Origin of the sequence: Flavobacterium sp. 11, from assembly GCF_002754315.1 — a bacterium.
In the GTDB taxonomy this organism is placed as follows: Bacteria; Bacteroidota; Bacteroidia; order Flavobacteriales; family Flavobacteriaceae; genus Flavobacterium; species Flavobacterium algoritolerans.
The window spans coordinates 1,473,602-1,500,339 of the sequence record NZ_PEFE01000001.1; the positions used below are offsets into that span (position 1 = coordinate 1,473,602).

At 34.8% G+C, this 26,738-nt stretch carries 27 protein-coding genes and 1 tRNA gene; 18 read left to right on the top strand and 10 right to left on the bottom strand.

The window, feature by feature from the left end:
* Positions 1-12: 12 nt before the first annotated feature.
* The 5 genes from CLV00_RS06395 to CLV00_RS06415 form a co-directional block, all read right to left on the bottom strand.
* Positions 13-2,742, bottom strand: coding sequence for an outer membrane protein assembly factor (locus CLV00_RS06395; RefSeq protein WP_099714350.1), 2,730 nt, complete (start codon positions 2,740-2,742; stop codon positions 13-15).
* Positions 2,675-3,415 (bottom strand): isoprenyl transferase, encoded by a 741-nt coding sequence (locus CLV00_RS06400; protein WP_099716258.1) that lies wholly within the window; start codon positions 3,413-3,415, stop codon positions 2,675-2,677. The genes CLV00_RS06395 and CLV00_RS06400 overlap by 68 nt, the downstream gene beginning before the upstream one ends.
* 4 nt (positions 3,416-3,419) lie before the next feature.
* Positions 3,420-4,103, bottom strand: a complete 684-nt coding sequence (locus CLV00_RS06405; protein ID WP_099714351.1) for a DUF6089 family protein — start codon at positions 4,101-4,103, stop codon at positions 3,420-3,422.
* A 168-nt stretch (positions 4,104-4,271) separates the two neighbouring features.
* The gene (locus CLV00_RS06410; protein ID WP_099714352.1) at positions 4,272-5,156 is read right to left on the bottom strand and encodes an NAD kinase; all 885 of its coding nucleotides are present in this window, start codon (positions 5,154-5,156) and stop codon (positions 4,272-4,274) included.
* A 78-nt stretch (positions 5,157-5,234) separates the two neighbouring features.
* Positions 5,235-5,894: a CBS domain-containing protein gene (locus tag CLV00_RS06415; RefSeq protein WP_099714353.1), complete on the bottom strand. Its 660-nt coding sequence runs from the start codon at positions 5,892-5,894 to the stop codon at positions 5,235-5,237.
* A gap of 114 nt (positions 5,895-6,008) precedes the next feature.
* Here CLV00_RS06415 and CLV00_RS06420 point away from each other — a divergent pair, with 114 nt between their 5' ends.
* The 14 genes from CLV00_RS06420 to CLV00_RS06485 all read left to right on the top strand — a co-directional run bounded on the left by CLV00_RS06420 (position 6,009) and on the right by CLV00_RS06485 (position 19,009).
* A complete protein-coding gene (locus CLV00_RS06420; protein ID WP_099714354.1) occupies positions 6,009-6,722 on the top strand; it encodes a pyridoxine 5'-phosphate synthase in 714 nt (237 codons plus the stop codon).
* Positions 6,723-6,828: 106 nt separating this feature from the next.
* Positions 6,829-7,587 carry an alpha/beta fold hydrolase gene (locus tag CLV00_RS06425; protein ID WP_099714355.1) on the top strand — a complete coding sequence of 253 codons (759 nt, stop codon included), beginning with the start codon at positions 6,829-6,831 and terminating at the stop codon, positions 7,585-7,587.
* A 54-nt stretch (positions 7,588-7,641) separates the two neighbouring features.
* A complete protein-coding gene (locus CLV00_RS06430) occupies positions 7,642-7,986 on the top strand; it encodes a phage holin family protein (protein ID WP_099714356.1) in 345 nt (114 codons plus the stop codon).
* Between the two features lie 87 nt (positions 7,987-8,073).
* Positions 8,074-8,445 (top strand): hypothetical protein, encoded by a 372-nt coding sequence (locus tag CLV00_RS06435; protein WP_143394880.1) that lies wholly within the window; start codon positions 8,074-8,076, stop codon positions 8,443-8,445.
* Positions 8,446-8,599: 154 nt separating this feature from the next.
* Positions 8,600-9,475 carry a DUF3347 domain-containing protein gene (locus CLV00_RS06440; RefSeq protein WP_099714358.1) on the top strand — a complete coding sequence of 292 codons (876 nt, stop codon included), beginning with the start codon at positions 8,600-8,602 and terminating at the stop codon, positions 9,473-9,475.
* Positions 9,476-9,495: 20 nt separating this feature from the next.
* Complete coding sequence (locus CLV00_RS06445; protein WP_099714359.1) at positions 9,496-9,966, top strand: TlpA disulfide reductase family protein; 471 nt, start codon at positions 9,496-9,498, stop codon at positions 9,964-9,966.
* Positions 9,967-9,972: 6 nt separating this feature from the next.
* Positions 9,973-10,503 (top strand): heavy-metal-associated domain-containing protein, encoded by a 531-nt coding sequence (locus CLV00_RS06450; protein ID WP_099714360.1) that lies wholly within the window; start codon positions 9,973-9,975, stop codon positions 10,501-10,503.
* Positions 10,503-11,312: a hypothetical protein gene (locus tag CLV00_RS06455; protein ID WP_099714361.1), complete on the top strand. Its 810-nt coding sequence runs from the start codon at positions 10,503-10,505 to the stop codon at positions 11,310-11,312. The genes CLV00_RS06450 and CLV00_RS06455 overlap by 1 nt, the downstream gene beginning before the upstream one ends.
* A 95-nt stretch (positions 11,313-11,407) precedes the next feature.
* Entirely contained in the window at positions 11,408-12,136 is a 729-nt protein-coding gene (locus CLV00_RS06460) for a DUF3347 domain-containing protein (protein ID WP_099714362.1), read from the top strand.
* 5 nt (positions 12,137-12,141) lie between these two features.
* Positions 12,142-12,702 carry an AraC family transcriptional regulator gene (locus CLV00_RS06465; protein WP_099714363.1) on the top strand — a complete coding sequence of 187 codons (561 nt, stop codon included), beginning with the start codon at positions 12,142-12,144 and terminating at the stop codon, positions 12,700-12,702.
* 106 nt (positions 12,703-12,808) lie between these two features.
* Positions 12,809-13,258 (top strand): heavy metal-binding domain-containing protein, encoded by a 450-nt coding sequence (locus CLV00_RS06470; RefSeq protein WP_099714364.1) that lies wholly within the window; start codon positions 12,809-12,811, stop codon positions 13,256-13,258.
* Positions 13,259-13,316: 58 nt separating this feature from the next.
* Entirely contained in the window at positions 13,317-15,851 is a 2,535-nt protein-coding gene (locus tag CLV00_RS06475; protein WP_099714365.1) for a heavy metal translocating P-type ATPase, read from the top strand.
* A gap of 62 nt (positions 15,852-15,913) precedes the next feature.
* Positions 15,914-18,145 (top strand): multicopper oxidase family protein, encoded by a 2,232-nt coding sequence (locus CLV00_RS06480; RefSeq protein ID WP_099714366.1) that lies wholly within the window; start codon positions 15,914-15,916, stop codon positions 18,143-18,145.
* Positions 18,146-18,190: 45 nt separating this feature from the next.
* Positions 18,191-19,009, top strand: coding sequence for an MOSC domain-containing protein (locus tag CLV00_RS06485; RefSeq protein WP_099714367.1), 819 nt, complete (start codon positions 18,191-18,193; stop codon positions 19,007-19,009).
* A gap of 135 nt (positions 19,010-19,144) precedes the next feature.
* Here CLV00_RS06485 and CLV00_RS06490 read toward each other — a convergent pair whose 3' ends face one another.
* Together CLV00_RS06490 and CLV00_RS06495 are read right to left on the bottom strand one after the other, a co-directional pair.
* Positions 19,145-19,324, bottom strand: coding sequence for a hypothetical protein (locus CLV00_RS06490; protein ID WP_091165592.1), 180 nt, complete (start codon positions 19,322-19,324; stop codon positions 19,145-19,147).
* A 76-nt stretch (positions 19,325-19,400) separates the two neighbouring features.
* Positions 19,401-19,772 (bottom strand): hypothetical protein, encoded by a 372-nt coding sequence (locus tag CLV00_RS06495; RefSeq protein WP_099714368.1) that lies wholly within the window; start codon positions 19,770-19,772, stop codon positions 19,401-19,403.
* A gap of 282 nt (positions 19,773-20,054) precedes the next feature.
* Here CLV00_RS06495 and CLV00_RS06500 point away from each other — a divergent pair.
* Positions 20,055-20,126, top strand: a tRNA-Glu gene (locus CLV00_RS06500).
* 116 nt (positions 20,127-20,242) lie between these two features.
* Here CLV00_RS06500 and CLV00_RS06505 read toward each other — a convergent pair.
* The 3 genes from CLV00_RS06505 to CLV00_RS06515 form a co-directional block, all read right to left on the bottom strand.
* Positions 20,243-20,467, bottom strand: a complete 225-nt coding sequence (locus CLV00_RS06505; protein WP_099714369.1) for a hypothetical protein — start codon at positions 20,465-20,467, stop codon at positions 20,243-20,245.
* Positions 20,468-20,776: 309 nt separating this feature from the next.
* The gene (locus CLV00_RS06510; protein ID WP_099714370.1) at positions 20,777-21,550 is read right to left on the bottom strand and encodes a hypothetical protein; all 774 of its coding nucleotides are present in this window, start codon (positions 21,548-21,550) and stop codon (positions 20,777-20,779) included.
* A gap of 145 nt (positions 21,551-21,695) precedes the next feature.
* Positions 21,696-22,511, bottom strand: a complete 816-nt coding sequence (locus tag CLV00_RS06515) for a DUF6615 family protein (protein WP_099714371.1) — start codon at positions 22,509-22,511, stop codon at positions 21,696-21,698.
* A 476-nt stretch (positions 22,512-22,987) separates the two neighbouring features.
* Here CLV00_RS06515 and CLV00_RS06520 point away from each other — a divergent pair, with 476 nt between their 5' ends.
* The 3 genes from CLV00_RS06520 to clpX all read left to right on the top strand — a co-directional run bounded on the left by CLV00_RS06520 (position 22,988) and on the right by clpX (position 26,715).
* Complete coding sequence (locus CLV00_RS06520; protein ID WP_099714372.1) at positions 22,988-24,313, top strand: trigger factor; 1,326 nt, start codon at positions 22,988-22,990, stop codon at positions 24,311-24,313.
* 408 nt (positions 24,314-24,721) lie between these two features.
* The gene (gene clpP / locus CLV00_RS06525) at positions 24,722-25,396 is read left to right on the top strand and encodes an ATP-dependent Clp endopeptidase proteolytic subunit ClpP (RefSeq protein ID WP_039108847.1); all 675 of its coding nucleotides are present in this window, start codon (positions 24,722-24,724) and stop codon (positions 25,394-25,396) included.
* Between the two features lie 86 nt (positions 25,397-25,482).
* On the top strand, positions 25,483-26,715 hold the full coding sequence (gene clpX / locus CLV00_RS06530) for an ATP-dependent Clp protease ATP-binding subunit ClpX (protein WP_099714373.1): 1,233 nt from the start codon (positions 25,483-25,485) through the stop codon (positions 26,713-26,715).
* The last annotated feature ends 23 nt before the right edge of the window (positions 26,716-26,738 follow it).

A 26,738-nucleotide genomic window follows, 5' to 3' on the forward strand; every position in this document is an offset into this window, starting at 1 on the left:
AACCAATTTTTTTTAGAATTGTTGCCCAATGATAAAATGGGTTTCCCATCCATTAGCTTTTGCTTGTCCTGGTAATGTATCAAAACCGTGACCAAAATCAATTCCCAATAAACCAAATGCTGGCATAAATACACGCAATCCAAGTCCTGCAGAACGATTTAAGGCAAAAGGATTATAGCTTTTGAAATCCCTAAACGATGATCCTGCTTCCATAAATGCCAATGCATAAATTGAAGCCGATGATTTTAATGTTATCGGATAACGTAATTCCATTGAGAATTTATTAAAAACAGTAGCTCCAATTTGATCTCCTGCCTCATTTACTGGTGTTAATGAGTTATTAGGATATCCTCTCAACTGTACTGTTTCTCTTCCATCCATGGAGTAATTTGCCAGTCCGTCACCACCAAGATAGAATCGTTCAAAAGGAACAACTCCTCTTTCTTGATTGTATGCTCCAAGAAACCCAAACTCTGCTAAGGTTCTTAGTACTAATTTACCATAAATTTTTGTATACCAGTCTGCTTTAAACTTTATTTTGTAATATTCCAACCATTTAAAACGCTCTTGATCTACTTTACTTACGTCTGTAGCTGCTAGATTGAAGTCGGTTACTTTGTTTCCAGCGGTATCAATATAATCTCCTATTTGAACAATGTTACCATTTGCATCTGGAACATTTAAGCGGTCAACAGTATTTTTTAATTTGTATTCTTCTTTATCTCCTAATGTCGAATAATTAATTCCGTTTAACAATGAATAAGGAGGGGTTAATTTAGCTGAAATACTAAACTCCGATCCGTATGTTGGGAAGATTGGATTCACACCTTTATTGCTTCTTGTTAATCCAACAGTGTAGGCAAAGTTTCTAGATGTACCATCTCCAAAAGTAAATAATCCGGTATTGTAATTATTCAAATCATAATGTTGGTAACTTAAAGATTGTGACAACACAAAGAAATCATCTGGAACAGTCAGTCTTTTTGCTAAACCAACAGACAATGTCATGATGTTAAAACTTTTGGTTTTATCAGCTCTTTGTGTAACAAAATTATTTAAAAATTGTTTACTGTACGATATAGAGCTACTAAATTGTACTGGTTTTTTTCCTCCAAACCAAGGTTCTGAAAATGAAACACTATAAGTCTGAAAGAAAGTACTTGCTTGCAAACGTAAAGAAACTTTTTGACCATCTCCCATAGGTAATGGTTTGTAAGCATCTTTGTTGAACATATTTCGTGCAGAAAAGTTGTTGAAAGATAGTCCAAGGGTACCAATGAAACCACCTCCGCCATAACCACCTTGAAGTTCAATTTGACTCGAACCTTTTTCTACAAGATTGTATTCAATATCAACAGTTCCTGCTCCTGAATCTACATTTTTGAACTTTGGATCAATAGCTTCCGGATCAAAAAATCCTAGTTGCCCAATTTCACGAATGGTTCTTACTAATTCTTCTTTGCTGTATTTTTCTCCTGGTTTTGTTCTTAATTCACGATAAATTACACGGTCATTTGTTTTGTCATTTCCTACAACAGTAATTTTGTTAAAATAAGCAATTGGCCCTTCAGTGATTCGTATTTCAAAATCAATAGTGTCATTTGCTGTTCTTACCTCAACCGCATTTATATTAGAAAATAAATACCCATTGTTTTTGTATAAGTTGTCAATGTCTTCCCCGTCAGGTTTTGAGGCATCAGCAATTCTTTTTTGTAGCAAAACACCGTTATAAGTTTCTCCTTTTTTAACACCTAATACTCGGCTTAATCCTTGATCTGTGTATACTGTATTTCCTAAAAATTTAATGTCTCCAAAGTAATATTTGTTCCCTTCTTCTACATTTATTTTAATGGATAATGCGTTCTTTTCTTTGTCAAAAGTAACCGAATCCGAAAGTATTCGGGCATCTCTATATCCTTTTTCTTTATAAGCCGAAATTACTTTTTCTAAATCGGTTTTGTATTTGTCTTTTATGAATTTAGACGCTTTTAGAATTCGAATAGGATTTTTTTGTTTCGTATCCTTCATCGCTTTTCGCAAAGCTTTGTCTGACATTTTTGTATTTCCTACAAAATCAATTTTTTGAATTTTTACCTTTTCACCCTTGTCAATAGTGACAAGCATATTTACAGAGTTTACGGTTGACGTATCTTTAACAGTGTTTATGTTTACCTTAGTATTGTAAAAACCGTCTTTTTTATATTTATTTTCGATGTAGTTTTTTGTGGTGGTAATCAAGTTTTCATTGACTACTTTACCTTTGTTTAAGCTGTTGTCTTTAATTAAACCTTCTGTCTTCGTTTTCTTAACGCCTACAAATTTTACTTGGTTTAATTTAGGTAACTCTACAATGTTTAAATCAAGATAAATACTGTCATTCTGCACTTTATTTACATAAAATGAAATTTCATCAAAGAGACCCAGTTTTCCAAGTTTTTTTATAGCAGCACTAATTTCTTCGCCAGGTATTGTTATTTCTTGTCCTTTTTGTAAACCTGAAAAAGTAACTACGGTTTGAGAGTTGAAACTTATATCTCCAACCACCGCTACATCGGCTAAGATGTATTTTTTTCCTTGATCAAAAGGAACTCTTTCTTGAGCTTTAACTTGTGAAAAACTTCCAAAAATCAAAACGGTAAGGACTATTTTTATGCTTTTATTTAACACTAAAAAATTATTTAATTTGTTCACTTGTTTTTCCAAATCTACGCTCTCTTTTTTGATAACTAATGATAGCCTCATATAAATCTTGTTCTTTAAAGTCTGGCCACAATATGTCAGTAAAATATAATTCTGCATAGGCAATCTGCCACAACAAAAAGTTACTTATCCTATGTTCTCCGCTTGTTCGTATTAATAAATCTACGTCAGGTAAATTTTGCGTGTAAAGATGCTCATTAATAATGGAATCGTCAATAGTGTCTATTGAAATTATATTATTTTTAACTTTATTACAGATGTTTCTGACTGCACTTACAAGTTCTTCTCTCGACCCGTAGCTTAACGCCAGAGTCAATGTCATTTGTGTGTTGTCTTTAGTTTTATCAATAACATCAAGTAGTTCTTTTTGCGCTGATTTTGGTAATTTTTCCAAATTACCGATAGCATTCAGTTTGATGTTGTTTTTTTGGAGTGTTACAAGTTCTTTTTTCAAGGAGTTGATGAGTACTTTCATTAAAGTTTCAACTTCTAGTTTTGGTCTGTTCCAGTTTTCAGTCGAAAATGCATATAAAGTAAGAAATTCGATGCCGAGTTTAGCACTGGCTTCGATTATCACTTTAACTGATTTTGTCCCGCTTTCATGGCCTAAGGCTCTTAAAAGACCTTGTTGTTTTGCCCAACGGCCATTGCCATCCATTATAATGGCTAAATGTTTCGGCAAGTTATTCTTGTTGATAGTCTCTAGTAAATTCATTTTTTTATTCTGCACAATAACAGGGTTTATTCCCAAAGGTATAAGTTAAAGTAACTCCTGAAAAAACATACCAATCATTATTATTTATATTTCCAAATCGGAGCGATTCCAAATTTTTATTTTCCGGATTATTTCCATCTATGTTATCCGTCAAAGTATATCTTGCACCAACTTCTGCAGCCAATATTATACTAGGACTAATGTTCGATTTTATTCCTATAGTCATTGGTATTGCAAATGAACCTGTGCTTTTATCTTTTTTAGTTTCTCCGTCCAATACATACAATTCATCGTGTCTAAAATAACTTACGCCGGAATGCACATAAGGACTTATTTTAGTACTGGATTCATGAAGATTAAAATCAAAAAAGTTGAATTCAAGGCCTAAAGATACTTCTTTTACGCCGTTTTCAAAGCGATAGCCTCTTTGGTTTCTGCCGGCTTCTTTTGAATCTAAATCATTTGAAACGATTTTTGATTGCGTGTAAGAAAATCGGTAAGCATGTCTGGCACTTTTATTCCACTTATATAGCAATCCAAATGCAGGTTCGTTTGGCGAAACATATGTAGTAGGGCCAACATCTCCTATAAAATTACTTCCGCCTATAAAAACACCGACCTCATGTATCTGAGCATTGGTAACCATTAAAGGGAAAAAGCAAAAAAATAAATAAAAAATTTTGTTCATTTAATCAAAAATTGCGTGCAAATATAATAATTATCAATTCGATTCAATACCCATTCAGTTAAATGTGTGTTTTTTTAATAATTAACTACTAAACCTACACTAATTAAGTATTAGTTTAACTAAAACGGGGAAAATTGATAAAATCGTATAGCGCTTGATTAAAATGATTTAATTCCTTTTGTCTTCTCCCCAAAGTAATTTCTTGCGAAGTGTTTTCAAAAAGGTCTCTTCGGTAATTTCTACCATATTAATTTGAAAAGGAGTTTTCTTTAAAGTCAGAATTGATTCGTTTTTTACCGAGGTAACTCTGGAATCTAAGGAAACTAAATAGTATTCTTCTCTTCCCGAAACTTTCAGTCGGATTTCAGTTTCATCGGGAACTACAAGAGGTCTTGCGGTAAGATTGTGAGGGGCAATAGGAGTAATAACAAGGCTTTTTACGTCAGGGGTCAAAATGGGACCGCCGCAGCTGAGTGAATATCCTGTGGATCCTGTTGGTGTTGAAATGATTAAACCGTCGGCCCAATAGGAATTCAAATATTCTTCGTTCAAGTATGTGTCAATCGTAATCATCGAAGTAGTGTCTTTTCGACTGACTGTAATTTCATTCATGGCAAAATTAATTGCGTCAATGGATTCATTTGGTGGAGTACACGTTAAACTCAGTAAAGTTCGTTTAGAAATCGTGTATTTTTTATCGAGAACAAATTGCATAAACGAGGCAATATTCTCTTTTTGTACAGAGGCTAAGAAACCTAATCTTCCAGCATTTATACCTAAAATGGGAATGCCGGAATCTCTTACCAATGTTGCGGCTCTTAGTATGGTTCCATCTCCGCCGATGCTTATCAGCATGTCAAAACTGGAGTCAAGTTCCGTATGGGATGTAAAAGTTTTGTATTTTTTTTCTACAATCTTCCGTTCATTAAGCATCAACAAAAAATGAGATTCAATAATCATCTCTACATTGTTTTTGTTAAAAAAAACAAAGATGTCATTTATGATGGGTTCTGTACTGTTTTGATAATATTGACCGTAGATAGCTACTTTCATCTTTTTGTTTAATCGTTTAATGTTGATATGTTTATTTTAGCATTTAATCGATTAAACAAATAATCGGTTAAACAAAAACTATATATTAAGGTATTTGTCTAAATAGTCAGAGCGCTCTTTTAAATTATTGATATAATTGTCTTCTTGATGTTCTGATATGATTTCATAATTGTATCTTCTAAAAGTTTGTATGATTTCATTCATGGCGCCCAAAGTTATTTTCAAAGTAACTTCAACACTCTCAACATCCGCTTCCGATATGAAAAGTCCTAAAAGTTTTCCGTTATTGCTTTCTATAATTTGAGTAATTTGACTCATAGAATAATCCAAAACTCCCTTTTTAACAACAATGATTCCTCCAGGTTCTTTTAAAAAAGGGGTTTCATGAAAAAATTTCATGATGTCCTCTATTTCATAATATCCTACATAGGTATTGTTTTCGTCCAAAACGGGAACTAAATTGGTGTGGTTTTTTGCAAAAACTTCTAAAACATCCAGCCACATCGTATTTGTTCTGGTAAAAAATCCTTCAAGAGTAAAACGATAATCCGCTACTTTTTTATCACTGTCAAAAGTCTCTATATCTTCGGATGCTATACTGCCAATATAAACGCCCTCTTCAACAATTGGAAAATGTGAAAAGTGTAACTCACTAAAAAAGTCTTGAATAGCCGCAATAGAATCGTGGCTGTCAATCGCTTTAAAGTCATTGGTAATATATTCTGTAATTTCTGTCATAAATCAATCGGCAATATTTCATGCAAAATAATCAAAAATAAGCAAAATCTCCTAAGTTTTACTTTGTATTTTTGCTCCAAGTAAATACTAGTATCTAAATCAAAAAGTGTTCTAATGACAAAGTTAAGTGTAAACATCAATAAAATAGCTACTTTGCGAAATGCTCGCGGAGGAAATGTTCCCGATTTATTAAAAGTAGCCACCGATATTCAAAAGTTTGGTGCCGAAGGAATCACCATTCATCCCCGTCCGGATGAGCGCCACATTCGCTATCAAGATGCCCGAGATTTAAAGGCTATCGTTTACACCGAATATAATATTGAAGGAAATCCAGAGCAAACATTTATCGATCTTGTTCTTGAAATAAAACCGACTCAAGTCACTTTGGTGCCGGATGCAATCGATGCCATAACGTCTAATGCGGGTTGGGATACCATAAAACACGCTTCTTATTTAACCGAAATCGTTCAGGAATTTCAACGTAACGGAATCAGAACTTCCATTTTTGTGGATCCTGTTCTCGAAATGATTGAAGGCGCGAAGAAAATTGGAACTGAAAGAATCGAGTTGTACACTGAAGCATTTGCACATCAATACAGTTTAGGAAATCAAAACGGAATTTTGCCGTACACACAATCAGCAGTTTTGGCAAACGAACTTGGATTAGGAATCAACGCAGGTCACGACTTGAGTTTGGACAACATTCAGTTTTTTAAACAAAATATTCCAGGATTATTGGAAGTTTCTATCGGTCACGCGTTAATTTCTGAAGCCATTTATCTAGGATTGGATAATGTGGTAAATATGTATTTGCAAAAATTAAAATAGTTTTTTAAACCATTAAGAAATTAAGATAGATGAAGTCAAAAGCTTCATGACCTTAATTTATTTAATGGTTTGTAATTTAAATTATAACGTTAAAATCTAAAACCATATGCTTTTTTCAAAAATAGAAGGCTTAGGGCAACCACTTTTAATCCTCCACGGATTCTTGGGAATGTCCGATAATTGGAAAACACTCGGAACGCAATTTGCGGCTGATTTTCAAGTTCATATTCTCGATTTACGCAACCACGGACGAAGCTTGCATTCAGAAGAGTTCAGTTATGAAATCATGGCGCAGGATGTTTACGAGTATTGCCAAGCTCATAATTTAGAAAACATCAACATCATTGGTCATTCGATGGGTGGAAAAGTAGCGATGCTTTTGGCAACTACACATCCGGAATTAGTAAGTAAATTAATTGTGGCTGATATTGGACCAAAATTTTATCCGCAACATCATCAGGATATTTTGGCGGGATTGAACGCCGTTGATTTTTCAAAAAAACCAAGCCGAAGTGATGTCGAAGAAATTATGGAAAAGTATATTCCTGATTTTGGAACCAGACAATTCTTAATGAAAAATTTATTTTGGCTAGAGCCGGGACAACTCGCTTTCCGATTTAATTTAGCAGTATTTAATCATAAAATGGATGAAATAGGAGTTCCGTTACCGGAGAATTCAATTTTTGAAAAGCCAACTCTTTTTATTCGCGGAGGAAAATCTAATTATATTCTGGACAGTGATTTCGAAAATATAAAACAACATTTTCCTGATTCAAGCATCGAAACGATTCCGAATGTAGGGCATTGGCTTCATGCCGAAAACCCAACTGAGTTTTACCAAAAAGTAAGTTCTTTTTTGAAATAAACGTGATAATTTTAAATTTTCACTACATTTATTAAAATTTTAAAACAAAAATCTATGAATTTACTGATCAAAATTCTTATCACTTCGGGCTTAGTATTGCTAATTGCGAATTTTATGCCGGGGGTTCATGTAGCAGGATTTACTACAGCATTAATCGTAGCAATTGTTCTGGGGTTACTTAATATATTTATCAAGCCAATATTGGTAATACTTACATTGCCGGTTACCATCATTACTTTAGGATTGTTTTTATTGGTAATTAATGCATTAATGATTTTGTTGTGTACAAAAATTGTTGGCGGATTTAGCGTAGACACCTTTTGGACCGCCTTATTCTTTAGTATCATCTTGTCATTATTACAGTCCATAATGAATGGAATATTAGGCGAAGGAAAATAAGGAATTGTTTTAACATGTATTTGTGAATGAATTAATTTACAGTATTTGTATAATTTTATACCTTTGTGCTTCTATATAAGATAAACAATGTCGAAAAAGTTTTACATAGTGCTATTAGTTATGCTTGGTTTCTTTATGACACCAAGCGTGGCTTTTGCATGTGGAACAAAAACGGAGAAGGCATGTTGCAAAAAAGAATCCTCTTCAAAAAAGGATAAAAAAGAATGTTGTAAAAAAGGACAGTCTTCAAAAGAGAAATCTCATGAAGGTTGTAATGGTGCTTGTAAAAATGTTACTTGCAGCAGTTCAACAGTCTATTTAGGGATGACTTCGTTGTCTTACACTGAATTGAATAATCAACTCTTTAGTTTTTCTACTGAAAAACAAAATTACTATTACTCAGAAATCTTTATTTCTTCAGATTTCCGTTCTATTTGGCTTCCACCTAAAATAAGCTAAATTCCTTTTTCTGACAGCCAAAAGACTGTCTATTTCAAAGCATTTTATGCTTTTACAATCATTAAATTTTAGTCGAATACAATTTGAAATGTAGCAAAATGCGCTATTGTTTTCAATGTTTTTGCGACTAATTCACCTCAAAATTATTCATACAATGAACTCAATAAAAAGAATATTGATGGCAATAACACTATTGCTTTCAGTTACAATTGCAAGCGCGCAAATTAAAAATGCTACAACAGAAACAGTAAAAATATACGGAAACTGTGACATGTGTAAAAGCAAGATAGAAACTGCCGGAACCCTGAAAAAAGTTGCGAAAGTCGAGTGGGATAAAGATTCCAAAATGGCAACACTTACGTATGATTCCTCTAAAACGACTCAAGACGAAATCTTGAAACGCATTGCTTTAGCCGGTTACGACAGCGATAAATTTCTTGCTCCGGATGATACTTACGATGCATTACATGGATGTTGTCAATATGAAAGAGAAGCAAAAGTAGCTGTTTCAACAGAGATGAAAATGGAAACCGCTGCTGCAGAGAATCATGCAAACCACGCCAGTCATTCTGATACTGCAGTTGCAAAACAACAAGTGGATACGGAATTAAAAGTTGTTTTTGATACCTATTTCTTATTGAAAGATGCTTTGGTAAAAACAGACGGAAAAGCTGCCGCTACTGTTGCGAAAGACCTTTTGACAGCATTAAATGGAGTGAAAATGAATAATCTTGCTATGGATGTTCACATCGTTTGGATGAAAGAAATGAACGGTTTAAGGGCTGGGGCCAAGAATATTTCGGAAACACAAGACATCAAACGTCAAAGAGAAATTTTTATTCCTTTTTCAAAATCAATCTACGAATTGATAAAAGTGGCTAAATACGAAACTCCGGTTTACCTTCAGTTTTGTCCGATGGCTAATGACGGTAAAGGCGCAAACTGGTTGAGTAAAGAGAACGTGGTTAAAAACCCATATTACGGTTCTCAAATGATGACTTGCGGAAAAACAGTCGAAACGATTCAATAACTGTATAAAAGGAATATAAAATGAGAAAAATAATGCTACTATTCAGTTTAATAATCAGTATTTCAACTGCAACTGCACAAATGAAAATTGGAGACAGCCTGCCTGATTTTCAACTTAAAAACAATAAAGAAGCAACAATAAATTTGACTTCTTTCAAAGGAAAAACGGTCTTGATTGACTTTTGGGCTTCTTGGTGTGCGCCTTGTAGATTGGCTAATAAAAAGTTGGCTCCTTTATACAATCAATATAAAAATGATAACTTCGAAATTGTTGGGATATCCCTGGATACGGACAAAACGAAGTGGATGAATGCTATTCAAAAAGATAAATTAGCATACGAGCAATTAATCGATGCTAAAGGTTTTGATGCTAAATCTGCGCTGCTTTTTGGAGTAGAAGCATTACCTAATTCGTATCTATTTGATGCATCAGGAAAATTAGTTGCCATCAATCCAACGGAGCAAGAAATAATAATGAAAATAAAAAAATAAAGTAAAATGAAAAATATAAATTTAAAATTCATTGGTATCGCTTGTTTGTTTTTAATAACAAGTATAAAATCCTATTCTCAAATCTCAAAAGCGGAAATAATTGCTACAGGTTTAACGTGTTCTATGTGTTCTAATGCTATAAACAAACAACTAAAAGCAACCGTTGGTGTGGACAGTGTGAGTACTGATTTGAACACAAATACCTTCACGGTTTATTTTAAAAAAGAAAGTAAAATAATGCCCAGAGTACTGAAAGAAGGTGTTGAAAAAGCAGGTTTTTTTATCGGTTCATTAGTAATTACGGTACCTACAGAGAACTTAAAAATCGAAGGAGATAAAACCATTTCATTAAACGGTTCTACTTTCGTTTTATTGAATGAAGAACTTAAAAACAGTAACGGGGAAACCAAATTGAAGGTTTATGATAAAGGATATGTAACTCAAAAAGAGCATAAAAAACTGCTTAAAACGTTTTCAAAAACAGCGTCATATCCATTGGATAACGAAGACGATTACCATATCAAAACTGTAATTTAATGAGGAAGTTTTTAATCGCATTTTCGTTTTTTCTTATTCAAGGAATATCGGCTCAGGAACTTTTTGTGGTAACTGATCCGGCAAGCAATGTTCCTGCGGGTTCATTAGGAATTCGTTTGGGACAATCCATTTTCAAGGAACAAATGAAATCAGGATATAGTTATCATCTCATGCCCGAAGTTACGTGGGGTATCAATAAAAATTTGATGGTGAGAACATCAATGTTTGTTAGCAATAGGAGCAATCAATTGGTTACTGAAGGCGCCAGTTTTTATACTAAATATCGTTTCCTTTCCACGGATGATTTGCATAGTCATTTTAGGATGGCAGCATTTGGGAGATATAGTTTTAATAATGCCGATATCCATCAGGAACAGATAGAAATTATGGGGCATAATACTGGTTTTGAAACGGGAATTGTAGCTACGCAGCTTATAAAAAAGGTAGCCATAAGTGCTTCTGTCAGTTTTGAAAAAGCATTCGATAATAAACCGGATTACAGATTTCCAACAACACAAAGTGATAACGCTACCAATTATACAGTATCGTTAGGAAGATTGATGTATCCAAAAAAATACACTAATTTTAAGCAAACAAATATCAATACAATGCTTGAGTTTGTTGGGCAGACATTAAACGAAAATGGGAAATCATATTTGGATATTGTGCCTTCCATTCAATTTATTGTAAACAGTCAGGCACGGATTGATGTGGCATACAGACAAGAATTATACAGTTCTATGCTACGTTCTGCGCCCAATGGATTTTATCTGAACTTAGAATATAACTTTTTCAATGTTTCAAAATGATACAAGTAACAATCATTATCATTTGAATTTTAAAAAAACAGTTGTCAAACAATACAGCAATTTGCTACAATAATTAACAATTAATAATTCATTAAATGAAAAATACAATCTTATCAATAATCACATTAGCATTAGTGTCGGTTTCATGTAACCAAAAAAATAAAGAAACGGAAGCTGACAAACCGGTTGCAACCAAAACGACATCGGAATTGTATTCGTGTCCAATGCACCCTGAAGTTACCGGTGAAAAAGGAGCAGAATGTTCGGAATGTGGAATGGAACTATCAGAGAAAGTGGCGCAAATGCCAAAGGCGGAAAAAAATGATGCCGTAACGACTGATGTTGAAACAGAAAATACGGTAGCAACCACTAAAACTGTTGCTGCAAATTCGTTTACAATTAATGAAATAGTAAGCAGTTATTTAAAGCTTAAAAACGCATTGGTGAAAGATGATTCTAAAGCCGCTGCTAATGCTGGAAAAGGGTTGTATGCCACGTTTGACAAAGTAAATTCGAATACTATTTCAAATGTAAAACTGAAAAACAAGTACAATGACATTGCCGAAAATGCAAAAAAACATGTGAAACATATTGGTGATAACGCCGGGAAAATAGATCATCAAAGAGAATATTTTGCACTGTTGAGCAAAGATGTACATGATTTGATAAAAACCTTTGGAACAGACCAAAAATTATATCAGGATTATTGCCCAATGTACAATGAAGGGAAAGATGGCTATTGGATAAGCGAAACCAAAGACGTTAAAAATCCATATTACGGTTCTGAGATGTTAACTTGTGGCCGAATGGTGGAAGCAATTTAATAGCGATGAAATTCTACATCAAAAATATGGTATGCGATCGCTGTAAAATGGTTGTGAAATCCGAACTCGAAAAGATTGGAATTTTTCCTGTTTCGGTGGAGTTGGGGGAAGTGGAACTATTGGAAAATTTCAAGGAGAATCAAAAGCAAGAGTTAGAAGTTAAATTGCAATCGCTTGGATTTGAATTGTTAGAAGACAAAACAACGATACTTATAGAGAAAATCAAATGCCTAATTATTGATTTGGTACACCATCAAAATAATGAATTAAAAACCAATTTATCGCACTATTTGTCAGGGCAACTAGGGCAAGATTACAGTACTTTGAGTAATTTATTTTCAGAAGTTCAAGGCACAACTATTGAGCATTATTTTATTGCTCAAAAAATTGAAAAAGTAAAGGAGTTATTAATGTATAAAGAATTAACTTTAAGTGAAATTGCAATTAAATTGAATTACAGCGATGTAGCACATTTGAGTAATCAGTTTAAAAAAATCACGGGCGTAACGCCAACTCATTTTAAACAATTAAAAGAAAATAACAGATTGCAAATTGATGGATTGTAAAATTTACAAATCATTTCCAAAATTCTACAACAAGTCAAAATATCAGGTCGAGTACCTTTGAACAGTAGAAATGAATCTTTAGTTTAATATTTTAATAATAGAAAAAATGAAAACATTAATTATCGTACTAAGCGTGTTCTTAGCAGTAAATTCAATGGCATCAGCTCAAGAAGCTGTGAAATCTTCCCAAAAGGAAATGAATAAAGAAATGTATTCGTGTCCCATGCACCCAAAAGAGATGAGCAGTAAAGAAGGAGAGTGCAGTAAATGTGGAATGAAATTAGTAAAAACACTAAAACACGACACTTCAGGGAAAGGGAAAAAAACAGAAGTAGTTACAAAATACGTTTGTAAAATGGATGGTACAACTGCTGATAAACCTGGAAAATGTTCTAAATGCGGAATGAAAATGACTCCTCAGGACGTTCAGAAACCGGCCTATTCTTGTCCAATGCACCCGAAAGAAATGAGTGATAAACCAGCAAAATGTCCCAAATGTGGTATGCAAATGACTCCAAAAAAAAGTGACAAAAAAGAAGAGAATCATCAACATTAAAATTTTTTAAAATCGGTTCTATACTTTTTATAGAACCGATTTTTTTTAATTCAACATTATGAAACATACCTATACAATCACTGGAATGTCTTGCGACGGTTGTCGTTCCAAGGTCGAAAAAACATTGAATGCTATCGATGGAATTCATGCGACAGTTACTTTGGATCCGCCAATAGCGACAATAACAATGGATGAACATATTCCCACGGCTCAATTACAAGAGACCTTAACTGCAGCCGGAAACTATACAATTGCCATGAATAATGCGACTGATTCTCATCACGCTACCGAAAAGCCAATCGAAAAATCGTGTTGCAGTTCAAATAAACAAATAGAGAAACCAACCGTAATTTTACCCGCTAATTCACAAGGTAAATACTATTGCCCGATGCATTGTGAGGGCGAAAAAGTCTATGATAAACCCGGAAGTTGCCCGGTGTGCGGAATGAATTTGGAAAAAGTGCCAGAATTAAGTGCTGCAAAAACAATGTACACGTGTCCCATGCATCCCGAAGTAATCAAAGACGGTCCCGGTTCGTGTCCCATTTGCGGAATGGATTTAGTGCCAATGGAACCTACCGATTCTGAAGAAAATAAAGTGTACAATGATTTGGTGCGCAAAATGAAAATAGCGGTTGTGTGTACCGTTCCTGTTTTTATTATTGCCATGTCAGATATGATTCCTAATAATCCATTAATGAAAATTATGGATACACAAAACTGGAATTGGGTACAATTAATACTCTCGCTTCCGGTCGTTTTTTATGCGTGTTGGATGTTTTTTGAGCGCGCTTGGAAATCCATTGTTACTTGGAATCTCAATATGTTTACCCTTATCGGGATTGGTACAGGCGTGGCGTTTTTATTTAGTTTAGTCGGAATGTTTTTTCCAGCTGTTTTCCCGGATGAATTCAAAACGCATAACGGAACGGTTTCGCTCTATTTTGAAGCAACAACAGTCATATTAACATTGGTTTTATTAGGACAATTGTTAGAAGCCAGAGCACACAGCCAAACAAGTGGGGCGATAAAAGAATTGTTGAAATTAGCGCCGACCGAAGCCGTTTTGGTACGCGATGGAAAAGATACGGTCATCTCGATTCACGACATCAAAAAAGGCGATTTATTGCGGGTAAAACCTGGAGATAAAATCCCGGTGGATGGAAAAATCACTGATGGTGAAAGTACCATTGATGAATCGATGATAACAGGTGAACCCATTCCTGTTGATAAAAAAATAGGCGACAGCATTAGTTCCGGAACGATAAACGGCAATAAATCTTTTGTGATGATTGCTGAAAAAGTAGGTTCGGAAACCTTGCTTTCGCAAATTATACAAATGGTCAATAACGCCAGTCGTTCTAAAGCACCGATTCAGAAGCTAGCGGATAAAATCGCTAAATATTTTGTGCCAATTGTGGTTTTTGTATCTGCAATTACTTTTTTTGTTTGGGCACAATTTGGTCCTGAACCCGCAATGGTTTATGGGTTTATCAATGCGATTGCCGTATTGATAATTGCCTGTCCTTGCGCTTTGGGATTAGCTACGCCCATGTCAGTCATGGTTGGTGTTGGGAAAGGAGCGCAATCGGGAGTTTTGATAAAAAATGCCGAAGCACTGGAAAACATGAACAAAGTAAATGTTCTGATTACGGATAAAACAGGAACAATTACCGAAGGAAAACCTTCTGTGGAGAAAGTATTTTCCTTGAATAATGAAGAAGATTCTTTGTTGCAAAGCATCGCATCTTTAAATCAATACAGCGAACATCCTTTGGCGCAAGCCGTAGTCAATTTTGCGAAAGCGAAAGCAGTTTCATTAATCGAAGTCAAGGATTTTGAAGCGATTTCAGGGAAAGGAGTCATTGGAACAGTAACCAACAAAAAAGTGGCGCTCGGAAATAAAAAATTAATGGAGCAAGTAAATGTTTCAGTTTCTGAAGAATTAGAAAATAAAATCACAGCCGAACAAAAACTAGGAAAAACGGTTTCTTACATTTCAGTGGACGGAATCGCGGTAGGATTTGTATCGATAACTGACGCCATAAAAGCAACAAGTGTCGAAGCCATAAAAGAACTGATGCGCCAAGGAGTTGAGGTGATTATGCTAACGGGAGATAATGAAAATACGGCAAAAGCAGTGGCTACACAACTGAATCTAAGTTCGTTTAAAGCGAGCTGTTTGCCCGAAGACAAGCTGAAAGAAATTAAACGATTGCAATCCGAAGGGAAAATTGTGGCTATGGCAGGTGACGGAATCAACGATGCTCCGGCTTTGGCACAAGCCGACATCGGAATTGCGATGGGAACCGGAACAGATGTGGCTATTGAAAGCGCGAAAATAACGTTGGTGAAAGGTGATTTGCAAGGCATTGTAAAAGCCAAAAACTTAAGCCATGCCGTGATGAAAAATATCAAGCAAAATCTATTCTTTGCCTTTTTCTATAATGTGTTGGGAATTCCAATTGCTGCGGGCGTTTTGTATCCGTTTTTTGGAGTGTTGCTTTCGCCAATGATTGCGGCTTTGGCGATGAGTTTTAGCTCTGTTTCCGTAATTGCAAATGCGTTGCGATTGCGAAATTTAAAATTATAAAATGAAATCGGCATGAAGAATGGCGATGCCATGTTCCGCTAAAAAAAAAACAGTATCTTAATATGAAAAAATACTCTATAATTATAATCTTGCTTTTTGCTTTGAATGCTGCCGCGCAAAAAGTAGTTCGTTACGATTTATATGTTCGGGACACGATAGTCACTTTTGGTGATAAACCCAAAAGAGCGATTGCCGTAAACGGACAAATTCCCATGCCAACACTCACGTTTACCGAAGGCGATATTGCCGAAATTTATGTGCATAATGAATTAAATGAAGATACTTCGTTGCATTGGCACGGATTATTTTTGCCCAATAAAGAAGACGGCGTGCCTAATTTGACACAAATGCCCATCAAACCACACACTACGCATAAATATACGTTCCCAATTATCCAGCACGGAACGCATTGGTACCACAGTCACACGGGTTTGCAGGAACAAATTGGGATGTACGGTTCTTTTGTAATGAATAAAAAATTGGATGATCCAACCTTTAGAAAAGGAATTGATGATTTGCCAACCGTTCCAATTATTCTGAGTGAATGGACGGATATGAAACCGGAAAATGTGCATCGAATGTTACACAATGCGACGGATTGGTTTGCGATTCAAAAAGGAACTACGCAAAGTTATTCTGAAGCTATAAAAGCTGGACATTTCAAGACAAAAGTCACCAACGAATGGAAACGTATGAACGCCATGGACGTAAGTGATGTGTATTACAATAAATTCCTGATCAACGGGAAAAATGAAAGTCAGCTTTCGCAGTTTAAAGCGGGAGATAAAGTCCGATTGCGAATTTCCAATGGTGGTGCTTCTACCTATTTTTGGTTGAATTATGCCGGAGGAAAAATCACCGTGGTTGCTAGTGACGGAAATGATGTGGAACCTGTTGAAGTCGACCGATTAATCGTTGCTGTTTCTGAAACCTATGATGTTGTTGTAACGATTCCTGCCGATAAAACGGCGTATGAGTTTTTAGTCACTTCGGAGGATAGGACGAAATCGGCTTCGTTGTATTTAGGAGATGGCATCAAGCAATTGATTGCGCCTTTGCCTAAATTAAAGTATTTTGAAGGGATGAAAATGATGAACGGTATGATGAAAATGAATGGGGATTTAGATGATATGGGCATGCAAATGTCACTCAACCAAATGGACATGAATGTGGTGATGTATCCTGAAATTACTGGAAACAGTCAAAAGGAGAAAGGCGAAAGTCAGAAAAAGGATGAACATGCCAATCACAATCAGTACGACTCCAACGCACTTTCGGATATCACGACATTAAATTATGCGATGCTGAAATCACCCACGAAAACAACCTTGCCAAAAGACGCACCCGTAAAAGAATTGCGGTTTGAATTATCAGGAAACATGAATCGGTATGTTTGGAGTCTGGACAATAAAGTAGTTTCGGAAACCGATAAAATTCTAATTAAAAAAGGGGAGAATGTTCGAATTGTACTCTTCAATGGCTCCATGATGCGCCACCCGATGCATTTACACGGACACGATTTTAGAGTGCTGAACGGAAAAGAAGCATACGCTCCATTGAAAAATATCATCGATATTATGCCGATGGAAACCGATACGATTGAGTTTAATGCGAATGTTAAAGGCGATTGGTTTTTTCATTGTCACATTCTCTATCACATGATGGCGGGAATGGGCAGGGTTTTTAGTTATGAAAATCAAGAGCCAAATCCTTTGATTCCAAATCCAAAATTAGCGCAACGCAAATTGTTTGCTGATGACAGAGCTTTTCATGTGATGGCCGAAAATGATTTTGCCACCAATGGAAACGATGGAATGTTGATGATTCAAAACACGCGTTGGAGTATTGGTACCGAATGGCGTTTGGGCTACACCAATCATCACGGGTATGAAACCGAAACGCACATTGGACGCTACATCGGGAAAATGCAATGGCTGATGCCGTTCATTGGTTTTGACTGGAGGTATCGAAAAATGGAAATGGGAGAAATGGAAGAGAATCTTTTTGGTCAAACGAATACCAAAGACAATCGCGCTGTTTTCAGTGCCGGAGTCGAATATACGTTGCCAATGCTCATCAAAGCACAAGCCGAAGTATTTACAGACGGGAATTTCAGATTGCAATTTGAACGCATGGATATTCCGGTTTCCAAAAGATTGCGCATGAATTTAATGTGGAATACGGACAAAGAATACATGGCGGGTTTGCGCTATATTGTCAAGAGAAATTTCGGAATTACCACGCATTACGACAGTGATATGGGAATGGGTTTTGGATTGAGTTTGAATTATTAAAAACGGAATACTTTGTTTTTGTAATTTTGGGAAAAATATACTGCTATGGTACAACTTTCAGAAATCTGGATTTATCCTGTAAAATCATTAGGTGGAATTAAATTGCAAGAAGCTCAAGTGACCGATCGTGGTTTGGAACACGACCGCCGTTGGTTGTTGGTTGATGAAAACGGATTGTTTCTGTCGCAAAGGGAACATTCGGAATTAGCTCTTTTTCAACCTGAAATTGCAGGGGATTTTCTGAATATTACACATCGCGTACAATTAGAAACAATACAACTTCCGTTGCATCAATCTTTTTCGGAGACCAAAACTAAAATTGATGTGATGGTTTGGGAGGACTCCATTCAGGCGTATGAAGTCGATTCAGTTATTTCAGATTGGTTTTCCAGAATATTGGGATTTTCGGCTCGTTTGGTTTACATGCCCGAAGAAAGTCACCGAAAAGTAGAGGCTAAATATGCCGTTACGGAAGCTGATATTAATTCTTTTTCGGATGGTTATCCTTTTTTGTTGATTGGTCAATCGTCATTGGATGATTTGAATTCGCGTATGAAGGAAGCACTGCCGATGAATCGGTTTCGACCTAATTTTGTTTGTACAGGCGGTGATGCTTATGAAGAAGAATCTTGGAAAGAATTTACAATAGGTGAGCTAACTTTTTTTGGGGTGAAACCTTGCGGAAGATGTGTAATGACAACTATTGACCAAGAAAAAGGAGTGACCTCAGGAAAAGATCCTTTACGGACTTTGGCAAAATACAGAACAGTAGGGAATAGCGTGTTGTTTGGGCAAAACTTGATAGGTTCTGGAACTGGTCTTGTAGCTGTTGGTGATGCTATTGCTGTTTTGATTTCTATTTAAGTTTCCCAATTTCTTACTCAAATTTATAGCTTTTTGAAATAGCTAAAAAGTCGGGAGACGCCGTAGCGCAACCCGACTTTTAATACTATTCTCGTTTATAGCTTTTGTGTTATAACGTATTTATGAGCAATCAAATTAATCTTTTTTATGTTGTTCCGTATGATTTTGATTTCCGTGAATCGTATGATCTCCCACATTCATTCCGTTTGACATCCCGATCATAAAGGCGGTAATAATTAGCATAATTTTTCTTTTTGCCCAATGAATAGGGCGTTTAGATTCTTCTAAACGTGTTTTAGTTTTGTGTTTATACATTTTGTAAATGATAAATGATTAGACATTTGGTATCATCTTTATGCATGGAATTGCATAAATGCGTAGAAAGAAATTTCTAGGCTGTGTATAAACTTTTATAGGAATTTCGGGAAGTAATCATCTCATTTATAAAAATGTGTTGAGATGCAAATGAACATACTTTTTGATAAAGCTGCGTTTGTAATTTTAGAAGAATCGGAATTTGAAGACTAAAAATATCTTGAAATTGGAGATAAGCTAACTGAAATAGGAATGCCGTTTTTTCAGATGAATTTATCTGATGGAACACATATAATTTCGAACCCTTATGGTTTAATTCTCGTCTTAGAATTACGTTCGAGAATCGGTAATAATCTGCTGAATTTGATGGAGAATCTAAAGCACCATCATTCACCATCTGGCCAAAAGCCAGAAAGAGAGAAAGGAGATATTTTAGATACTTTGTCAATCTATTTAGTTTTAATTATTATTTCAAAAGTACAAAAGTAACGTTGAATTAAGGACTATTTTATTATTATTTGTGTTTACAAACGTTGCCTTTCATTAGATTTTAGATTTGTTCTTTGAAAAATCAGCTTGTTTTAAAAAAAACTTATTTGTGGTAGCTGTTAGTTCTGAATTGATTACAATTTACAAGTTCAATACAGGCTATTTTTATTTGAAGGTTTTTGGGTTTGGCTTTGAGCATCTCAAAAATAGTGCTATTTTTGCACCCGAAATAGAAAAACAAGGCCCGTTCGTCTATCGGTTAGGACGCATGGTTTTCATCCATGTAAGAGCGGTTCGATTCCGCTACGGGCTACAACTCATAAACAATTATCTTAAAAAGCCTCGAAAATTATTTTTCGAGGCTTTTTTTGTTGGTTATGGATTTTATGAAATAAGAGAGTAATTGAGCTTTCGGAGCAGAGGTAAATATTAAATTCTATTTAGCAATTCTTTTACAGTAGCAAATAGTCCAATCAATATTATTATAAATATTCCGCGTATTCTAAATTTTGATAAGGAATCTCTATATTCATTTTTTTTCTCGCTTTTTCTCTTTTCGTATAAATCCCATTTGACAATTAAAAAAGCAACAAAAATCCAGAAAAAGAAATAAAAAATTAATGTATTTGTACTTTCTTCTTGTATGTATTCCATTGATATTAATTTATACTTATTTACAATATATTACGCTGCGCAAAGTCTCCCGACTTTGTGCCAAATCCTATATGCCGTTTACGTTTTACACTTATTATATTTTATTTGCTCATTATTGTGGGCGCAAAGTCAGAGACGTTTGCGCAGCTTGTGCGACAACTTTATTCTTTGAATGAATACTTTGCGGAGCTGGTTTTGGAGTTTATACGACAAATTTATTCTTTTAATTAACATTTTGCGGAGCGGGAGTAATTTCCACCTGAGAAAAACTGAACAAGACATTGCGCCAAACTGCCATTAAGAGAAGTTTTACAGCATTGATTCATGATGCTTAACCAATCTATTTTCATCGCTTTCAAGTTTCTTACTTATAATCTTTGCAATTTCAAACATATTATAAATATCAGGAAACTCTATGCTACTAATTACATCAAATATGTCATCACCTTTTTTTAAAGGACTTGTAAGACTTCTCAACTTTAATTGGTGAAGATAAACTTGATTTACAATACCATTATTGTGAGTTAATAGATTTCTATTTAATGATGTCAGAAAGAGCATATCTAATTGTTCATTTGACAATTCGAAATTGAGATTGAATAGTTTTTCAATTTTCGTTATAATTTCAATAATATTATTACTTTGAATTATCTTTTTTACGCGAAATGTTACCATAAAGTCTTTAATATCTTCAATACTACTATCATCATTAAAGATTTTGTCATAAGGGATGTCATTTTTTGAATCAACAGAATTCATAAATTTTGGAAACTTACTAAAGCATAAATACAGAAAATTGGACAAATATTCTTCAAAGGTTTGAAAATGTAATTTATAAATTAGCTCATGATTAATCGTTTCATAAGCTCTCTTTTTAGTAATTATATCTTTGGAATTTTTAAAACCCCTATAAGTTGCAGAAGCGTTTTTCGATTTTTCTATTGCTTTTTTTATTTCCGAAACACTAAGGCTACCAATAATTAAATTAGTATATTCATTATATATATTGTAGTTCACAATTTCTTGCGTTTTTTTTAAATATATTAAATGAATTTCTGAAACTTGTTTAGCGAATGGTATCATAAAATTTCTGTTAACATCCCGTTGCTTTAAGCAGGTGGGAACTTTTATTACTTAATTTTCGGTTTAGAACGGAAGCCAAATATACAAAAAGAACTTTCAGTTAAGCCTTAAGCTTCCACTTGCTTAAAACCACTGTTAGCGGTAGTTATTGGGCAATTTCATCATTAGATGCCAAAGTCATTATCAAAATTCCATATAGATTTTCATCAGGAGGCTGAATTTCTGCGCTTTCATTTTTAAATAAACTAAGAACGTAATCGGGAGGGTTTTCTGTAATAAAACTTTCTGGAATATTTAGATTTAGTTCTTTGATAATATTATTATCTAATGGAAAATTTGCTTTAGCGTAATTTTCCATTTGCTGAATCTTGTCATTGCCATGATATCCAGAGCAACATACTAAGCAGTGCCAAGGTCTTATTAACATTTCCAAATCTCGTAAATGTTTGATATTAGATGAACGCAATTTTTGCACATCAAAAGCATTAATTAGTGAGCAACCCCAAAATTTTCTATCTAATGTGAATGTTTTGCAAAACCACCTTTTGAGTAACGATTTATCATTAGTACTTAGGAAAAGTGAATATAAAGGAATTTTTGGAGGTGAAGTTGTTAATGCATTATGTATTAAAGTATCACATTGGTGCATTACTGCTTTTTTTCCTTTATAATGTAAATGTTCGAATTCATTACTTTTGTTATTAATTATTTTTGCCTGAATTCTAAATCCTATCCATTTTCCATTATTATTAAACCACCATTCCCAATCTGCTCCATTCTTAGATTCATAATATTTTGAAAAAGTATGGGTTATCACTTGATGACCATGTTTTCTCTTTAATTCTAAAACAATCATGTCAGTAAGAGTTTCTTCTTTAAGCTGGTAGTTTACTTTTCGGCTACGGTTTATCTGTGTCCAAGTATAAACAGCTAATTGCTGAAAAGTGTTACAAACTGTCATATGTTTTCTGTTAAGATTATGTTTCTATTATAATTATCGCTAACTTGTTTATAGGTCTGATAACGTACAACTTATCCACCCATAGCTGGCTAGCTTTGCATGATAAAAGTGATACATTATTAGTAATCCAAATATATAATAATTATCTTATAAATTATCAAAGCAATTTTATATTATTGAAAACCTCGAGCCGCGTGAAGGATGGCAGTGGAAATCCTTTTATGAAGCGAAGCGCAATAAAAGATTATAACGGACAGCCTGACCCAAAGTTGCGAGGAGGAACGACAAGTAATCTGCAGGGACACGCCCAAATTATTTTCCTTTTCCGGCCTGTGATTTTGTCAAATAACAGCCTAAAATTCAATCCCGTCCCGTCCCGAAGCTTCGGGATCAGGATCGTGAATAAAAAGCTTGTTTGGGTTGCAAAAATTTTATAATTTTGCAACCCAATTTTATTATGTAAATTAAAGAAGAAGATGGATATCAAAAGAGTAGCAATAGACGCTGTGAATGAAACAATTGTAATGACTGTTGTTCACATGGATTACAAAGGACAAGTTGCAAAAAGAATAAACGAAAAAATGCCTTTGGCAACTGTTAAGGGATTTAGAAAAGGAGCGGTGCCTAAAGATCTTGTTGAAAAACAATACGGTAAAGCTATTAAACAAGAAGAAGTTCAGAAAGTTGTTGATTTGGCTCTAGAGCGTTTCGTACAATCAGAAAGATTAAACCTTCTTGGAACGCCACTTCCTAAAGTAAACGAAGATTTTTCTTGGGATGCTGAAGAATTGGTTTTTGAATATGAAATTGGATTGGTTCCAAACTTCACTTTAGACTTAGATGCTAAAAACGACATCGTAAAATATGTGGTTACTGCTGACGATAAATTAATCGACGGTCAAGTGGAAAGAATCCAAAAACAATTTGGAACTGCAATTCCTCAAGAGGTTGTTGCTGCAGATTCAGATGTAACGGGAACATTCACTAACGAAGAAAAAGGAATTAATAACGCTACCACTATTGCTGCTGATCTTTTCAAAGACAAAGCGACTTTTGACTTGTTCATAGGTAAAAAAGTAGGTGATGTAGTGACTGTAAATACTAAAGGTTTATTTGAAGACGACCACCAATTGATGGACGTGATGAAAGTAAGTCATGATGACGTTCACGGTTTAGATGTTGATGTAAACTTCACAATCGAAGCTATCAACACTGCTGAATTAGCAGAATTGAACCAAGAATTGTTCGATAAATTGTTTGGAGCTGGAACTGTTTCTTCACTTGAAGAATTGAAAGCAAAAATCAAAGAAGATGCTGAAAATCAATTTGCACAACAAGCTGACCAAAAATTATTAGGTGATGTAACGGAGTTCTTAATCGAAAGCACAAAATTTGATTTACCAGCTGAATTCCTTAAAAAATGGTTGCAAACTGTTGGTGAGAAAAAATTATCTCCTGAGGAAGCTGAAGTGGAATATGCACGTTCTGAAAAAGGATTGCGTTTTCAATTGATCGAAGGTAGAGCAATGGCTCAATCTGATATCAAAATCACTTTTGAAGACTTGAAAACATTCACTACAAAAAATATTCGTCAACAAATGGCGCAATTCGGGCAAACAAATCCTACTGACGAAGAAGTTCAAGGAATTGTAGCTAGAGTTTTGTCTAACCAAGACGAAGTGAAAAGACTTTCTGACCAAGTTGTTGCTGAGAAATTATTGGAATTGTTCAAAGAAAAAGCAAATCCTACTACTAAAGAAGTGACTTACGAAGAATTTATTGCTGCTTCTTACGGAGAATAAAGTATTGTCGTAAAGTCAAAAGTCATAAAGTCAAAAGTTGAAAAATGGGAATCAAATTTCGTTAGTTGTTTCAAATTTTAAGATTTTATTACAAAGACAAAACAATAAAAAATAGTTATATTTGAGCGTCAGAAAAAATATTTTTTGGCGCTCTTTTGTTTGAATTAATTTCAGGAGCTAATCCAGCTGTACGTTTCAAGTTTTTTCTTCCGTTTCTGTTTTTTAAATTCCTGCAAGAGCTTCTTTCAGTCGCTTTGCAAGAATAAAAAAACTAAAAAACGGAATTCAAAAAGCTTTTTACTCCCATCTGGGCTAAAAATAAGACATATTGACATCATTTGTAAATAGGTATGACCTTTGCATTAAATCGAATCACAAGATATTACGTAAAACTTAGAACAAAAAAATATGAACTACGGTAAAGAATTTAAAAAATTTGCTACAAAGGACCACGGCGTAAACTCCATGTATTACGATAAAATCGTAGGCGCAATGACTCCTAAAAACATGACTCCATATATCATTGAAGAACGTCAGTTGAATATTTCACAATTAGACGTTTTCTCAAGGCTGATGATGGACAGAATTATATTCCTTGGAACAGGAATTGATGACCAAATCGCAAACATCGTTCAAGCACAGTTATTGTTCCTTGAAAGCGCCGATGCTTCTAAGGATATTCAAATTTATTTGAATTCTCCAGGAGGAAGCGTTTACGCAGGATTAGGAATTTATGACACCATGCAATACATCAAACCAGATGTAGCCACTATTTGTACAGGAATGGCAGCTTCTATGGGAGCAGTGCTTTTATGTGCAGGAGCAGCAGGAAAACGTTCAGCATTGCCACATTCAAGAGTAATGATTCACCAACCATCAGGTGGAGCTCAAGGAGTTGCAACAGATATGGAAATCAACTTACGCGAAATGTTGAAACTGAAAGATGAGTTATACAAAATCATCTCTCACCACTCTGGACAAACTTTCGAGAAAGTACACAATGACAGCGAGCGTGATTATTGGATGATTGCCGAAGAAGCAAAAGCATACGGAATGATTGATGAAGTTTTAATAAGAGGATAAAAATAGTTACAAGTTTAAGGTTTGAGGTTTAAGGTTGCTGCGGGAACTTTAAACTTTAAACTTTTTAAACTTTAAACAAAAAAAGAATGGCAAAAGTAGTATTAGAGTGTTCGTTTTGTGGAAGAAAGAAGCCAGAAACCAATTTATTGATTGCTGGTATCAATGCACATATTTGTGATAAATGTATCGAACAAGCACACGGAATTGTTTTAGAAGAATTAAAATCCAGCGGGAGTTCAAAACTGGTTGGTGATTTGATTTTGAAAAAACCAAAAGAAATCAGAGCGTTCTTAGATCAATATGTAATTGGACAAGACCAAACTAAAAAAGTAATGTCGGTTGCAGTTTACAATCACTACAAACGTTTGATGCAACAGCAATTAGACGATGAGGTTGAGATTGAAAAAAGTAACATCATCATGGTGGGACAAACAGGAACAGGAAAAACATTGGTGGCTAAAACCATTGCAAAAATGTTGGATGTGCCTTTGGCTATTGTTGATGCAACGGTATTAACTGAAGCAGGTTATGTAGGAGAAGATGTCGAAAGTATTTTGACTCGTCTACTTCAAGCTGCTGATTATGATGTTGCCAAAGCGGAACGCGGAATTGTATTCATTGATGAAATAGATAAAATTGCACGTAAAAGTGATAATCCGTCTATTACGCGTGACGTTTCTGGTGAAGGGGTGCAACAAGCATTATTGAAATTATTGGAAGGAACGGTTGTGAATGTACCACCAAAAGGAGGACGCAAGCACCCGGACCAAAAATTTGTGGAGGTCAATACACAAAACATTTTGTTTATAGCCGGTGGTGCTTTTGATGGAATCGAAAGAATTATTTCGAAACGATTGAACCGTCAGGCCGTGGGTTATTCGACTTCAAAAAATGTGGATAATATTGACAAAGACAATTTGTTGCAATACATTATCCCAAAAGACATCAAAGATTTTGGATTGATTCCTGAGATTATTGGTCGTTTGCCAGTATTGACACACATGGATCCTTTAGACAGAGAAACCTTGCGTGCGATTTTGACACAACCTAAAAATGCGTTAATCAAGCAATACGAAAAATTGTTTTTGATGGATGAGGTAACTTTTACCATCACAGACGAAGCCTTGGATTTTATTGTGGATAAAGCATTAGAATATAAATTAGGTGCTCGTGGATTGCGTTCTTTATGCGAAGCTATCTTAACCGATGCGATGTATGAACTGCCAAGTTCTGATGATAAAATCTTAGAAATTGATAGAGAATATGCCAAAGAAACGTTGAATAAAAATTTATTGAAACGTTTGGAAATTGCTTCGTAATTTGAATTCTGATAAAGATTAAT

Excerpts from the sequence above, each read along its gene's own strand:
- CLV00_RS06395 (WP_099714350.1), bottom strand. The coding sequence starts at position 2,742 with ATGAGGCTATCATTAGTTATCAAAAAAGAGAGCGTAGATTTGGAAAAA.
- CLV00_RS06400 (WP_099716258.1), bottom strand. The coding sequence starts at position 3,415 with ATGAATTTACTAGAGACTATCAACAAGAATAACTTGCCGAAACATTTA.
- CLV00_RS06405 (WP_099714351.1), bottom strand. The coding sequence starts at position 4,103 with ATGAACAAAATTTTTTATTTATTTTTTTGCTTTTTCCCTTTAATGGTT.
- CLV00_RS06410 (WP_099714352.1), bottom strand. The coding sequence starts at position 5,156 with ATGAAAGTAGCTATCTACGGTCAATATTATCAAAACAGTACAGAACCC.
- CLV00_RS06415 (WP_099714353.1), bottom strand. The coding sequence starts at position 5,894 with ATGACAGAAATTACAGAATATATTACCAATGACTTTAAAGCGATTGAC.
- CLV00_RS06420 (WP_099714354.1), top strand. The coding sequence starts at position 6,009 with ATGACAAAGTTAAGTGTAAACATCAATAAAATAGCTACTTTGCGAAAT.
- CLV00_RS06425 (WP_099714355.1), top strand. The coding sequence starts at position 6,829 with ATGCTTTTTTCAAAAATAGAAGGCTTAGGGCAACCACTTTTAATCCTC.
- CLV00_RS06430 (WP_099714356.1), top strand. The coding sequence starts at position 7,642 with ATGAATTTACTGATCAAAATTCTTATCACTTCGGGCTTAGTATTGCTA.
- CLV00_RS06435 (WP_143394880.1), top strand. The coding sequence starts at position 8,074 with ATGTCGAAAAAGTTTTACATAGTGCTATTAGTTATGCTTGGTTTCTTT.
- CLV00_RS06440 (WP_099714358.1), top strand. The coding sequence starts at position 8,600 with ATGAACTCAATAAAAAGAATATTGATGGCAATAACACTATTGCTTTCA.
- CLV00_RS06445 (WP_099714359.1), top strand. The coding sequence starts at position 9,496 with ATGAGAAAAATAATGCTACTATTCAGTTTAATAATCAGTATTTCAACT.
- CLV00_RS06450 (WP_099714360.1), top strand. The coding sequence starts at position 9,973 with ATGAAAAATATAAATTTAAAATTCATTGGTATCGCTTGTTTGTTTTTA.
- CLV00_RS06455 (WP_099714361.1), top strand. The coding sequence starts at position 10,503 with ATGAGGAAGTTTTTAATCGCATTTTCGTTTTTTCTTATTCAAGGAATA.
- CLV00_RS06460 (WP_099714362.1), top strand. The coding sequence starts at position 11,408 with ATGAAAAATACAATCTTATCAATAATCACATTAGCATTAGTGTCGGTT.
- CLV00_RS06465 (WP_099714363.1), top strand. The coding sequence starts at position 12,142 with ATGAAATTCTACATCAAAAATATGGTATGCGATCGCTGTAAAATGGTT.
- CLV00_RS06470 (WP_099714364.1), top strand. The coding sequence starts at position 12,809 with ATGAAAACATTAATTATCGTACTAAGCGTGTTCTTAGCAGTAAATTCA.
- CLV00_RS06475 (WP_099714365.1), top strand. The coding sequence starts at position 13,317 with ATGAAACATACCTATACAATCACTGGAATGTCTTGCGACGGTTGTCGT.
- CLV00_RS06480 (WP_099714366.1), top strand. The coding sequence starts at position 15,914 with ATGAAAAAATACTCTATAATTATAATCTTGCTTTTTGCTTTGAATGCT.
- CLV00_RS06485 (WP_099714367.1), top strand. The coding sequence starts at position 18,191 with ATGGTACAACTTTCAGAAATCTGGATTTATCCTGTAAAATCATTAGGT.
- CLV00_RS06490 (WP_091165592.1), bottom strand. The coding sequence starts at position 19,324 with ATGTATAAACACAAAACTAAAACACGTTTAGAAGAATCTAAACGCCCT.
- CLV00_RS06505 (WP_099714369.1), bottom strand. The coding sequence starts at position 20,467 with ATGGAATACATACAAGAAGAAAGTACAAATACATTAATTTTTTATTTC.
- CLV00_RS06510 (WP_099714370.1), bottom strand. The coding sequence starts at position 21,550 with ATGATACCATTCGCTAAACAAGTTTCAGAAATTCATTTAATATATTTA.
- CLV00_RS06515 (WP_099714371.1), bottom strand. The coding sequence starts at position 22,511 with ATGACAGTTTGTAACACTTTTCAGCAATTAGCTGTTTATACTTGGACA.
- CLV00_RS06520 (WP_099714372.1), top strand. The coding sequence starts at position 22,988 with ATGGATATCAAAAGAGTAGCAATAGACGCTGTGAATGAAACAATTGTA.
- clpP (WP_039108847.1), top strand. The coding sequence starts at position 24,722 with ATGAACTACGGTAAAGAATTTAAAAAATTTGCTACAAAGGACCACGGC.
- clpX (WP_099714373.1), top strand. The coding sequence starts at position 25,483 with ATGGCAAAAGTAGTATTAGAGTGTTCGTTTTGTGGAAGAAAGAAGCCA.